Here is a 242-nt window from a genome sequence, read left to right on the forward strand (position 1 = left end):
TGTGGGTCTCGAAACCTCGGCTGACAAGCCATAACTAGGCTCTCATTTTCGAAACTAGAATCTCATACGGCGTTTTTCCTTTCAAGCCACCATGCGGCCTATGGTAGTTGTAAAACTCCTCCCACTCAGCCAATTTAGCCTCTAAATCAATGTCTCCTTTATAGTTTAATAACTGATAAAACTCTCGTTTATCGGTTAGGTGAGAACGTTCAACTTTACCATTGAGGTTAGGACTAGCAGGC

1 protein-coding gene is annotated in these 242 nt (G+C 43.0%); it reads right to left on the bottom strand.

Going from position 1 to position 242, the window contains the following annotated elements; translation table 11 throughout:
* Positions 1–34: 34 nt before the first annotated feature.
* Positions 35–242 (bottom strand): integrase core domain-containing protein (locus tag ACW689_RS21540; protein ID WP_476294460.1); only part of this gene is annotated, 208 nt, incomplete at its 5' end.

This window comes from Pseudoalteromonas sp. ABE4_541 (genome assembly GCF_056312285.1).